The sequence below is a fragment of the Bacillus sp. IS1 genome, from assembly GCF_032461585.1.
Classification (GTDB): domain Bacteria; phylum Bacillota; class Bacilli; order Bacillales; family Bacillaceae; genus Bacillus; species Bacillus velezensis.
In genome coordinates this window covers 172,709-185,614 of the sequence record NZ_JAWCWR010000005.1, presented here as the reverse complement: position 1 = coordinate 185,614, position 12,906 = coordinate 172,709, and the positions used below count along the sequence as shown (strand labels likewise).

The window sequence follows — 12,906 nt, the reverse complement described above, 5'->3', positions numbered from 1 at the left end:
AATTATTTGTTAAAAGGATAATGTTCTTTTGTGCCAGGAACCTTTCCTGTTCGAGTGTTATCAATCGGTCGAACATTAAAGTGTGGGCCCTGACCACCTTTTTCATGCCCAGCACTATGATCTTGTATGATAATCTTTTCCCCTTTATTATTAGTGAAAGTGTACTCCCTCGTCCATATGATCTTACCATTTTTATCTTTAATTACACGACTACCTTCGTGGGGAGCAGTGCGCATTTCTACTCGATTAATTGACTCTGGATGTTGAGCACGTGGTATACCGGCGTCTCTTTTAGCTTCTTTCAAAGCCCCTTTTCTGCTAACAATAATAGTTGTGTTTTTAACTGAAGTTGAAGTTTTAAGGCCTGTTTTACCGGAAAAACCCTTTGCCCCGAAAGGCATAAAAACAGCAAGCGCTGCATTAATACTGTTATGCTGCTGTTCTTTGGAAATCTTATTCCCAAACATATCACGGCCTGTTATCCCTTCACTTAAACCATTTGCTGAGACTAAGCTATAAAGCCCTTTTTGAGAACTTTCCAATGCATGAAAGGTTTTGGGAGTTTTATATATTTCGAGCGCTTTATCAGCCTTGTATATCGCTTTTCCAGTTGAATAGACTGCTTTTCCGCCTTTAAAGATGCGGCCGGCCCACCCGACAATTGGAATGTAACCAGCAGCAGCCATTCCTCCGGCTGCGACTCGCTGACCGGCAGTGAGTTTTTCACCTGTGACGGGGTCAACTCCATCAGCGGCCCTTTTATAATCATAATATCCGGTAACCTCACCTGTAAAATCACATACAGCATTCCACGTTTTTTCGTACCAGGGTCTATTTGCAACCTCTTCTTGTTCCTTGGCGATTCTTCGCTCTTCAGCCTGCTGCTTTTTGAACGAAAGATATTCGGATGACTGCTTATGTAATCCTGCTTGCATCTGGTGGATTTCACTTTCCCGATACGCCTTAGCATTATAGTTGAGCGGGGTGGCGTTTTTGCCTTTACCTGTCGCATCTTGTAATGCCTGAAATTCCGCCATAATAAACGCCTCATTAGCTTCTGTCAGCGCATACTCATTTGAAAGGTTGTTATCCAGCTCACCAATTTTTTGTATTGTATCTCTTTTTGTTGTATCAGAATCATCTAATTTTTGATCCGCGTTATCGGTTGAAAAGAGATCGAGCGGCAGTATATCTGCGATTTCATCAAGGATACCTTTCATTTCGTTCCGCTGCTCTTGCATAATCGCTTTTGATTTATCAAGTGCGTTTGTCAATTCATGTTCAAGGAAAGATTCTTCCACATAAGAGTCTGAAAGGCCGGCATCTTCAATCATAGCTTCTATGCTTGTGAGAAACGCAATTTTCATATCAATCAATTCCAGCCATTCATCTGTGACGCCAGCGTGATCTTGAAATAAAACTTTGATGTTGTCGGCGCCTTTGCCCGAAAAATCGCTGTCGCCCAGGTCTGCCATGCCTTGGAACTCATTTTTCAGATTCGTCATTTGGCTGCGCAATTCTTTGTATTCGTTTGCGCGTTGTTTGGCGAAGCAGGGTGGTTGCTTCAAAGATTTTCATGATCATATCCTTTCGCGATAAAATGTTATTCAAAATTTTACCACGATGAAAGCCGGAGTAAATACATAACAAAACTTCCAAATACAAAACGGTTCTTTTGGGTTGGTTTATTTTTACTATTAGACTTCGATTAGAACTTTAAAAAATAGGTTGAATTACCCTTTCCTCTGATTGCGTAAAAACGAAATAAGAATTGCGGTATGTCGAAAATGATTCCTATATATTACATATTATGCTAAACGTATGCTAGAATATTGTTTGAGAAAATTTAGAATATTTGTAGAAGGAGGGGTTTATCGTATGAGTAAACTGGCTTCTGAAAGAGTTGCAAATATATTAAATGATTGGTATATCGCGATAAAACAACAAGACGCTGAGTCTGCTGAGAAATATTTTGAAGAGATCAAACCGCTTTTAGATGAAATGGAAGAAGATCAAGAGGTTTTAATGTACTATTCTTTGTTGGAAGAGCGTCATAGAATGCTTTTGTATCAGGTGAGAGGTAAAGAGCTGCCTTCCCATTCGTATTTTAATGAAAACCACGCTGATAAAATCCAAAAAACAGACCATATGATTGAATATTATTTTTATTTATTTGAAGCGCTGTACGAGTCATATAATAGAAATTTTGAGAGCGCCATAAGTTTATTTAATATCGCTGAAAAAAAGCTTTCATTAATACCGGATGAAATTGAAGCTGCAGAATTTTATTCAAAGGTTGCCTCTATGTACATGATGTTGGGCCAGAACATCGTATCGTTAAATTATATAACCAATGCAGTGAATATCTATAAGAATAACGAAAATTATTTGAAGAAATTTGCGACGTCGCTAATGGTGGTTGCTCATAATTACACTGAATTGGGACAATACGAAAAATCAGAGGAACATTATTTGCAAGCAATTAAAGTGGCAAAAAAATTGGACGATCCTTTTTTCGCAGCAATGATTCATCACAACTTAAGCATTACATACTCAGAGGCGAAGCGGTCGCAGGATTGTCTTAATGCCATCAAGCATGCATTAAGAAATAAAGACTGGTGTGAATCATCGTATTATATAAATTCATTATATATGATTGCAAAAGAGCTGGTGATGATGGAGGAAAACAATAAAGCATCATATTATTTGAAAAAGGGACAGGAAAATCTTAGACAAAAACAGAATAAAATATACGAAGCTAAAATAAATATTATTCATGAGCTTTCACAATGTCCTTTGAATGAGCGCGTTGATCGGATTCACAGTCATATGAACAGATTAGCAGAACAAAATGACTTTGACAGCATTCGCGATCTGGCTTTAGTCACTTCAAAAAAATTTGAAGAAAGGGGACTGTATAAAGAGGCTCTAAAGTTTTCTAATAAAGCTATTTTAGCTGAAAAGAAAATGAAGCAGTTGGAGGGAATTTGATGAAAAAGAGAATTCTTTTTGCGGCATTATCTGTTGCTTGTTTGAGCGGGTTAGCTGTTGCGGGCTTTATGGGGTTTTCTAATAAACATGTAGCTGAAAAGCCAGTCGGTACTTATATATTAGCTGAAAAGCCAGTCGGCACATAATAAAAAACAATCTCAATAAAAAGATGGGGGTCATAACATGACAAAAAGCGTTAAAATAACATTATGGACCATCTTAGGGATAGTCATCGTGTTAATGGTAATTGGAGTTGTCTCTTTTTATCAGACCCCATCTTCATAAAGTAAAAGCAGAAAAAGCCCTTAGATAGGGCTTTTTTTAATAGTCATGTTTTATCCTTAAATCTCATGGCGCCCCTCCTTGAATTGAGTTAATTGTACAGAACGAATGTTCTTTTTGTAAAGAGGGTAAAGTTAGAGCAAGAAAGGAGAGCGATTTGCGTCTGTCCTATTTAAAAGCCCCCTAAAACTCCCCCAATTGAAAACATGAGAATACATGGTTTTACAAGGCGCCTGAAAGCAAACAATTAAATTTATCAACGAAAAGCCTTGATATATAAGGCTTTTAAAACATTTTTAGTTAAAAGTCTACAAATTAATCAGATTATTGTTTATAATAAGAATAGGCTTAAACTTAAATAAGCTTATAAGAATTTGTTATGTTCCTCTATAAGCATACTGGTTATGTAATCGCAATCATTGAAATGTAAGCATTTTCTTAAAGGGGAAAGGGATTGTTTGCATGACTCATTTTAAGTAAGCCGTATGTTTTATATACTCTTTAAAGGGGAATTTTGATTGAAAAGGAGAGGTTGAATATGACAGCAACACGCGGTCTTGAAGGGGTTGTAGCAACAACATCATCTGTAAGCTCTATTATCGACGATACCCTTACATATGTAGGGTACGATATTGACGACTTGACAGAGAATGCAAGTTTTGAAGAAATCATTTATTTGCTGTGGCATCTGCGCCTGCCGAATAAAACGGAACTTGCTGAACTGAAAAAACAGCTTGCGAAAGAAGCTGCCGTTCCACAAGAAATCATTGAGCACTTCAAATCCTATCCCCTCAATAACGTACATCCAATGGCTGCGCTCCGGACGGCGATTTCATTACTCGGTCTGACTGACAGTGAAGCCGATGTCATGAATCCGGAAGCGAACTACAGAAAAGCCATCCGTCTGCAGGCGAAAGTGCCGGGCATTGTCGCTGCTTTCTCAAGAATCCGCAAAGGACTTGATCCTGTTGAACCGAAGGAAGAGTATGGAATCGCGGAGAACTTCCTTTACACCTTAAACGGTGAAGAGCCTTCTCCGATTGAAGTGGAAGCGTTTAACAAAGCGCTCATTCTTCATGCGGATCATGAGCTGAATGCATCAACATTTACGGCGAGAGTATGTGTCGCCACCTTATCTGATATTTACTCAGGCATCACTGCCGCCATCGGCGCTTTAAAAGGACCGCTTCACGGCGGAGCCAATGAAGCCGTCATGAAAATGCTGACAGAAATCGGCGAAGTGGAAAACGCCGAGCCTTATATCCGCAGCAAAATGGAGAAAAAGGAAAAAGTAATGGGTTTCGGACACCGTGTGTATAAGCATGGAGACCCGCGCGCCAAACACTTAAAAGAAATGAGCAAACGCCTGACGAATCTGACGGGTGAAAGCAAATGGTATGAGATGTCAATCCGTGTCGAAGAAATCGTGACGTCGGAGAAAAAACTTCCGCCTAACGTTGATTTCTATTCCGCATCTGTATACCACAGTCTCGGCATTGATCACGATCTGTTCACGCCGATCTTTGCGGTCAGCAGAATGTCAGGATGGATCGCCCATATTCTTGAACAGTACGATAACAACCGCCTCATCCGCCCGCGCGCTGATTACACGGGTCCGGATAAGCAGACTTTTGTTCCAATTGATGAAAGAGCCTGATCAAACGGGAGGCTGGTGATTTTCATGTCGTTAGCCTCTTGTTAATCAAGCCCGGATTGGTTTACAATTTTGATAGAATCTTGAGAAAAGTCATTTTATTTTCTATACAAGAAAAATAAAATGTTTTCTAAATATGAATTACATACTGGGAGGTAATATTGTGTCACAAGGTGAAAAAATTACAGTCTCTAATGGAGTATTAAACGTACCAAATAATCCGATTATCCCGTTTATTGAAGGCGACGGCACAGGCCCTGATATTTGGAACGCCGCTTCTAAAGTATTGGAAGCCGCTGTTGAAAAAGCATATAAAGGCGAGAAAAAAATCACGTGGAAAGAAGTTTATGCCGGTGAAAAGGCTTATAATAAAACAGGTGAGTGGCTTCCTGCCGAAACGCTGGAAGACATCAGAGAGTACTTCATCGCCATCAAAGGTCCTCTGACGACACCGGTCGGCGGCGGTATCCGTTCTCTGAACGTGGCGCTGAGACAGGAGCTTGATTTGTTTACATGCCTGCGCCCTGTCAGATATTTCACGGGAGTGCCTTCTCCGGTCAAACGACCTGAAGATACGGATATGGTCATTTTCCGCGAGAATACGGAAGATATTTACGCCGGAATTGAGTATGCGAAAGGTTCTGAAGAGGTTGAAAAGCTGATCAGCTTCCTGCAAAATGAAATGGGCGTTAACAAAATCCGTTTCCCTGAAACGTCAGGAATCGGCATCAAACCTGTTTCTGAAGAAGGCACAAGCCGCTTAGTCAGAGCTGCCATTGAGTATGCGATCGAAAACGGCCGTAAGTCTGTCACGCTTGTCCACAAAGGAAACATCATGAAGTTCACTGAAGGGGCATTTAAAAACTGGGGCTACGAGCTTGCCGAAAGAGAATACGGAGATAAAGTATTCACTTGGGCTGAATATGACCGCATTGTCGAAAAAGACGGAAAAGAAGCGGCTGATAAAGCGCAGAGCGACGCGGAAGCGGCAGGGAAAATCATCGTCAAAGACAGCATCGCTGATATTTTCCTTCAGCAGATCTTAACCCGTCCGAGCGAATTCGACGTCGTGGCGACAATGAACTTAAACGGAGACTATATCTCTGATGCGCTTGCCGCTCAGGTAGGCGGAATCGGAATCGCGCCGGGAGCGAACATCAACTATGAAACAGGGCATGCGATTTTCGAAGCGACTCACGGAACGGCTCCTAAATATGCCGGCCTTGACAAAGTCAACCCGTCATCCGTCATCCTTTCAGGAGTGCTTCTTCTTGAACACCTGAACTGGAATGAGGCTGCTGACTTGATCATTAAATCTATGGAAAAAACGATTGCTTCAAAAGTAGTAACGTACGATTTTGCTAGATTAATGGACGGTGCAACTGAAGTGAAATGTTCAGAGTTTGGTGAAGAGCTAATCAAAAACATGGACTGAACCTAAAGCAGACTTCTAATGAAGCCAAAAAAGGAGAAGAGAATCATGGGAAAAACACGCAGTAAAGTTTCTGTTATCGGAGCAGGATTTACGGGAGCGACAACAGCCTTTCTTACAGCTCAAAAAGAGCTTGCAGACGTTGTGCTCGTTGATATTCCGCAATTAGAAAACCCGACAAAAGGAAAAGCGCTAGACATGCTCGAAGCAAGTCCGGTTCAAGGATTTGACGCGAAAATCACAGGCACGTCCAACTACGAGGACACAGCCGGTTCTGATATCGTCGTCATCACAGCCGGAATTGCGAGAAAACCAGGCATGAGCCGTGATGATCTCGTATCTACAAACGAAAAAATCATGAGAAGCGTCACACGTGAGATCGTGAAATATTCTCCTGACTGCATTATCGTTGTATTGACAAACCCTGTTGATGCGATGACATATGCGGTGTACAAAGAATCAGGCTTCCCGAAAGAACGCGTCATCGGACAATCCGGAGTGCTTGACACTGCGCGATTCAGAACATTCGTCGCTGAAGAATTAAACCTGTCTGTAAAAGATGTGACCGGTTTTGTTCTTGGCGGACACGGTGACGACATGGTTCCTCTCGTCCGTTATTCCTATGCGGGCGGCATTCCGCTTGAAACGCTTATCCCGAAAGACCGTCTTGATGCGATTGTAGAACGCACAAGAAAAGGCGGCGGGGAAATCGTCAACCTTCTCGGCAACGGAAGCGCCTACTATGCGCCTGCTGCATCACTGACTGAAATGGTAGAAGCCATTTTGAAAGATCAGCGCCGCGTGCTTCCGACTATCGCTTACTTAGAAGGCGAATACGGTCATGAAGGCATTTACTTAGGCGTACCGACGATTATCGGAGGAAACGGCCTAGAGCAAATCATCGAGCTTGAACTGACAGACTATGAAAAAGCGCAGCTGAGTAAATCAGTTGAATCTGTCAAAAACGTGATGAAAGTATTGTCATAAGAAAAAAGGGAAGGCTTCCGAATCAGAAGCCTTCCTCTTTTTACAATTAATGAAAGCGTTTTCTTTTTCCCTGAGCGATCCTTTCTCTGAAAATGATCAAAAAGGCGAATTGTCTGAACGGGCAGTATTGGATAAAATGAAATCATAAAGTGATATGCAACACATAAAATAGAGAAAATTGGATGTCGGGGAAAATAGACAGCGGAGGGCGCAGCATGAACAAAAAAATTTTAGTTGTAGATGATGAACAATCTATCGTTACTCTTTTACAGTATAATCTGGAACGGTCCGGCTATGATGTCATTACCGCATCAGACGGCGAAGAGGCTCTGGAGCAGGCAGAGAATGAAAATCCGGATTTAATCGTACTGGATGTCATGCTGCCGAAAGTGGACGGAATCGACGTCTGTAAACAGCTCAGACAGCAGAAAATGATGGTTCCGATCTTGATGCTGACAGCAAAAGATGAGGAGTTTGATAAAGTGCTGGGACTGGAGCTCGGAGCGGATGATTACATGACAAAGCCGTTCAGTCCGCGGGAAGTCACTGCGCGGGTGAAAGCCATTTTAAGAAGGGCTGACATTTCTTCGCTGTCACAAGGCAGAGAAGAGGAAAAGGACGGGCAGATCCTCATCGGCGAGCTGAAAATTCTTCCGGAGCATTACGAAGCGTACTTCAAGTCAGAACAGCTGGAATTGACGCCTAAAGAATTTGAACTGCTTATGTATTTGGGAAAACATAAAGGAAGAGTGCTGACGAGAGACCTTCTGCTGAGCGCGGTCTGGAACTATGATTTTGCCGGGGATACCCGGATTGTTGACGTTCATATCAGCCATCTGCGCGACAAAATCGAATCAAATACCAAAAAACCCATCTATATTAAAACAATCAGAGGTTTGGGGTATAAACTGGAGGAGCCAAAAATGAATGAATAAAGTCCGTGTGCGTCTGTTCGCTTTACTCGTTGTATGTATCATATTGGTTTTTAGTGTTCTCGGCCTTTTTTTACAGCAGCTTATTTCTTCATCCGCTGAAGAAAGAACGGCGGATCAGCTGAAAAAGGAATCGGTATACATAGCGGGCCTTCTTGACACCGGCCGAATCGGCAATAAAAGCAATGAAACGGTAATCCGTGATGCCGGCCGCACCCTCGGTATAAACGTCGCCGTGCTCAACGAGAAGGGTGACGCCGTATATCATTCCGGCAGTCATGCTGATGATTCAGCCGTAAAGGAGTTCATTTCTCACAATAAAAGCGAGGAAGCCGTACAGTCGAAAAGCAAAGTCATCCGCGGCACTGCCGTAAAAAATGACGCCGGGAAAATTGCGGGATATGTACTTGTTTCCTCTGAGATCAACGGCGGTTCAAGCGTTACCGGAGAAATGTGGGGCATGCTGGCAGCAAGTCTTTGTACCGCTTTTATCATTATCGTTTTCTTTTATACAAACATGACGTCCCGTTACAAAAAATCCATCGACGCCGCGACAAAGGTGGCAACGGAGCTGTCCAAGGGGAATTATGACGCCCGCTCCTACAGCGGTTACGCAAGGCGGTCGGACCGTCTCGGGCGTGCGATGAACAGCCTGGCGGTCGATTTAATGGAAATGACGAGAACGCAGGATATGCAGCGCGATCGTCTGTTAACCGTCATTGAAAATATCGGCTCCGGTTTGATTTTAATAGACGGGAGAGGTTTTATCAATCTCGTGAACCGGTCATACACGAAGCAGTTTCATACAAAGCCTGAACGTCTGCTTCGGCGCCTTTACCATGATGCGTTTGAACATGAGGAGATCATTCGGCTAGTCGAAGACATTTTTATGACGGAGACGAAAAAATGCCAGCTGCTCAGACTTCCCATCAATATTGAGCGGCGCTACTTTGAAGTTGACGGCGTTCCGATCATGGGCCCTGACGATGAATGGAAGGGCATCGTCCTCGTCTTTCACGATATGACGGAAATTAAAAAATTGGAGCAGATGAGAAAGGACTTCGTCGCCAATGTCTCCCATGAACTGAAAACACCGATCACCTCGATTAAAGGATTTACGGAAACACTGTTAGACGGAGCGATGAAAGACGAAAAGGCGCTTTCAGACTTTCTGTCTATCATTCTGAAAGAAAGTGAGCGGCTCCAATCTCTCGTGCAGGATTTATTGGATTTATCCAAGATGGAGCAGCAAAACTTTACGATGCGTGTAGAGTCCTTTGACGCCGCAAAAATTCTGCATGAAATTGAGGCGCTTTTGCAGCATAAGGCTGCAGAAAAAGGCATCAGCTTTCAGCTCGATCTCCCGGAAGAGCCGATTTTTGTGACGGGTGATGCGCACAGGCTGAAGCAGGTATTTTTGAATCTGGCGAACAATGCCCTGACCTACACGCCTGAAAAAGGGACGGTGGGGATTTCGGTACATGTGAAAGAAACCGTTGTCGATATCAAAGTGTCCGATACGGGGATCGGCATTCAGAAGGAAGAGATCCCGCGGATATTTGAGAGATTCTACCGCGTGGATAAAGACAGAAGCCGCAACTCGGGAGGAACCGGGCTCGGCCTCGCCATCGTGAAGCACTTAATAGAAGCCCATGAAGGTAAAATCGAGGTCACAAGCGAGCCGGGACAGGGGACTGTATTTACCGTGACGCTGAAGCGGCAGCCGGAAGCGTGATCAGCTTTACAAAGGATTAACAATTTCTTCATGGCCTGTTAAACCTATCTTGTTAGGATGTAACAGAACCCCTTCATCCAAGGAGCCAATTTTGACGGCGGGAACGTATTTTCTTGTTCCCGTCCTTTTTTGCGTTTTCACGGGGTTCGCTCATTTTCCTTTCAAATTGAACTTTGTTAAAATAAGAGAAGCTGTGAGATTAAAAAATAGAGGAATGACGAGCTTTTGCTCTTAGGAGGATATTGAATGACGGAACGAAAAAAACTAGTGCTTGTCGACGGAAACAGTCTGGCATACCGGGCGTTTTTTGCATTGCCGCTTTTAAGCAATGAAAAAGGCATCCATACAAATGCCGTATACGGGTTTGCGATGATTTTAATGAAGATGCTGGAAGATGAAAAGCCGACCCACATGCTGGTGGCTTTTGATGCGGGAAAAACCACTTTCCGCCACAGCACGTTTAAAGAATATAAAGGCGGAAGACAAAAAACGCCGCCGGAGCTTTCAGAACAGATGCCGTTCATCCGCGAGCTCCTTGATGCCTATAACATCAGCCGCTACGAGCTTCCTGAATATGAAGCGGACGATATTATCGGCACCCTTGCCGTATCTGCTGAAAAAGAAGGCTTCGAAGTAAAGGTAGTTTCGGGGGACAAGGACTTAACCCAGCTTGCAACCGGGAAAACGACCGTTGCCATTACGAGAAAAGGCATTACCGACGTGGAGGATTACACGCCGGAGCACGTGCAAGAAAAGTACGGTCTGACCCCTTTGCAAATCATTGATATGAAGGGATTAATGGGGGATTCATCCGATAATATACCGGGCGTCCCCGGCGTCGGAGAAAAAACCGCGATTAAGCTCTTAAAGCAGTTCCATTCGGTTGAGAAACTGCTTGATTCCATTGATGAAGTCAGCGGAAAAAAATTAAAAGAAAAGCTTGAAGAATATAAGGAACAAGCCTTGATGAGCAAAGAGCTGGCGACGATTATGACAAATGCGCCGATTGAAGTCAAGCCCGAAGATTTAGATTACCAAGGGTTTGACCGTGAACAAGTTGTTGCCATTTTTAAAGACCTGGGTTTTAATACGCTTCTTGAGCGGCTTGGTGAAGAAAGCGGCGAAACGGCGGAAGAAAATTTTGAAGACATCAATGTTGAAACGGCAGAAGAAATCACCGAAGATATGCTCGTTTCGCCGTCCGCTTTGGTGGTCGAACAAATCGGTGATAACTATCACGAAGAACCGATCCTCGGCTTTTCCATCGTGAATGAAACAGGTCTTTATTATATTCCGAAAGAAATCGCCATTCAGTCTGAAGCGTTTAAATCTTGGGCTGAAGATGAATCGATGAAAAAGTGGGTGTTCGACAGCAAACGTTCCGTCGTCGCTTTGCGCTGGCAGGGAATTGAGCTGAAGGGAACGGAATTTGACGCGCTTCTTGCTGCCTACATTATAAACCCGGGCAACTCGTACGACGATGTCGCGAGCGTAGCGAAAGAATACGGGCTGAATATCGTTTCAAAAGATGAAGCGGTATACGGAAAAGGCGCAAAGCGCGCCGTTCCGGCTGAAAAAGAGCTTGCCGATCATCTCGCGCGGAAAGCGTCTGCCGTTAACAGCCTCCGTGACAAACTGCTTGACGCTTTGGAAGAAAATAATCAGCTTGAATTATATGAAGATCTCGAACTTCCGCTTGCGCTTATTCTCGGAGAAATGGAATCAATGGGCGTCAAAGTGGATGTTGAAAGACTGAAGCGAATGGGCGAAGAGCTTAAGGCGAAGCTGAAGGAATATGAAGAAAAAATCCATGACATCGCCGGTGAGCCGTTTAACATCAATTCACCAAAACAGCTCGGCGTCATTCTGTTTGAAAAGCTCGGCCTGCCGCCAGTAAAGAAAACAAAAACAGGCTATTCCACTTCAGCCGATGTCCTGGAAAAGCTCGCAGACAAACATGATATCGTCGCTTATATCCTACAATACAGACAAATCGGCAAGCTCCAATCGACTTATATAGAAGGGCTGCTGAAGGTCACGCGCAAAGATTCTCATAAGGTGCATACACGATTCAATCAGGCGTTGACTCAAACCGGACGCCTCAGCTCAACGGATCCAAACCTGCAAAATATTCCGATCCGGCTGGAGGAAGGGCGGAAAATCCGTCAGGCTTTCGTACCGTCCGAACCGGATTGGCTTATTTTCGCCGCCGATTATTCACAAATTGAATTAAGGGTGCTTGCGCATATTTCAAAAGATGAAAATCTGATCGAAGCGTTTACGAATGACATGGACATTCACACAAAAACCGCCATGGACGTGTTTCATGTCAGTGAAGATGAAGTGACACAAGCGATGCGCCGCCAGGCAAAGGCCGTCAATTTCGGCATTGTTTACGGCATCAGTGATTACGGGCTGTCACAAAACCTCGGCATCACCCGGAAAGAAGCGGGCGCTTTTATTGACCGCTATTTGGAGAGCTTCCCGGGCGTCAAGGCATATATGGAAGAGTCGGTGCAGGAAGCGAAGCAAAAAGGATATGTCACGACACTTATGCAGCGCCGCCGCTATATTCCTGAGCTGACCAGCCGCAACTTCAACCTGCGGAGCTTTGCGGAACGGACGGCCATGAATACGCCGATTCAGGGAAGCGCCGCCGATATTATTAAAAAAGCCATGATTGACATGGCAGCTGAGCTGAAAGAAAAAAACCTGAAGGCGCGATTGCTGCTTCAGGTGCACGATGAATTGATTTTTGAAGCGCCTAAGGAAGAAATTGAAATATTAGAGAAGCTGGTTCCTGAAGTAATGGAGCATGCTTTGGCATTAGACGTGCCGCTGAAGGCGGATTATGCTTCAGGGCCGTCTTGGTACGATGCAAAATAAACAGAGA

8 protein-coding genes and 1 pseudogene are annotated in these 12,906 nt (G+C 43.8%); 8 read left to right on the top strand and 1 reads right to left on the bottom strand.

Features of this window, described 5'->3' with window-relative positions; all coding sequences use genetic code 11:
- Window positions 1–2: 2 nt before the first annotated feature.
- A pseudogene (locus RUW00_RS17770) lies at window positions 3–1,578 on the bottom strand (T7SS effector LXG polymorphic toxin).
- A 300-nt stretch (window positions 1,579–1,878) separates the two neighbouring features.
- On the opposite strand from RUW00_RS17770, the gene RUW00_RS17765 reads away from it, so the two are divergent.
- The 8 genes from RUW00_RS17765 to polA all read left to right on the top strand — a co-directional run bounded on the left by RUW00_RS17765 (window position 1,879) and on the right by polA (window position 12,899).
- Window positions 1,879–2,991 (top strand): Rap family tetratricopeptide repeat protein, encoded by a 1,113-nt coding sequence (locus RUW00_RS17765; RefSeq protein ID WP_280145377.1) that lies wholly within the window; start codon window positions 1,879–1,881, stop codon window positions 2,989–2,991.
- On the top strand, window positions 2,991–3,137 hold the full coding sequence (locus tag RUW00_RS17760) for a hypothetical protein (RefSeq protein WP_164906834.1): 147 nt from the start codon (window positions 2,991–2,993) through the stop codon (window positions 3,135–3,137). Before RUW00_RS17765 ends, RUW00_RS17760 begins: the two co-directional genes overlap by 1 nt.
- Window positions 3,138–3,811: 674 nt before the next feature.
- A complete protein-coding gene (gene citZ / locus RUW00_RS17755; RefSeq protein WP_003152453.1) occupies window positions 3,812–4,930 on the top strand; it encodes a citrate synthase in 1,119 nt (372 codons plus the stop codon).
- Between the two features lie 160 nt (window positions 4,931–5,090).
- The gene (gene icd / locus RUW00_RS17750; protein ID WP_007408075.1) at window positions 5,091–6,362 is read left to right on the top strand and encodes an NADP-dependent isocitrate dehydrogenase; all 1,272 of its coding nucleotides are present in this window, start codon (window positions 5,091–5,093) and stop codon (window positions 6,360–6,362) included.
- A gap of 45 nt (window positions 6,363–6,407) precedes the next feature.
- Window positions 6,408–7,346, top strand: coding sequence for a malate dehydrogenase (gene mdh / locus RUW00_RS17745; protein WP_003152455.1), 939 nt, complete (start codon window positions 6,408–6,410; stop codon window positions 7,344–7,346).
- Window positions 7,347–7,561: 215 nt separating this feature from the next.
- Window positions 7,562–8,281: a response regulator transcription factor gene (locus RUW00_RS17740; protein ID WP_061581277.1), complete on the top strand. Its 720-nt coding sequence runs from the start codon at window positions 7,562–7,564 to the stop codon at window positions 8,279–8,281.
- Complete coding sequence (gene pnpS, locus RUW00_RS17735; protein WP_021494433.1) at window positions 8,274–10,013, top strand: two-component system histidine kinase PnpS; 1,740 nt, start codon at window positions 8,274–8,276, stop codon at window positions 10,011–10,013. The genes RUW00_RS17740 and pnpS overlap by 8 nt, the downstream gene beginning before the upstream one ends.
- A 246-nt stretch (window positions 10,014–10,259) precedes the next feature.
- On the top strand, window positions 10,260–12,899 hold the full coding sequence (polA, locus tag RUW00_RS17730; RefSeq protein ID WP_128496763.1) for a DNA polymerase I: 2,640 nt from the start codon (window positions 10,260–10,262) through the stop codon (window positions 12,897–12,899).
- The last annotated feature ends 7 nt before the right edge of the window (window positions 12,900–12,906 follow it).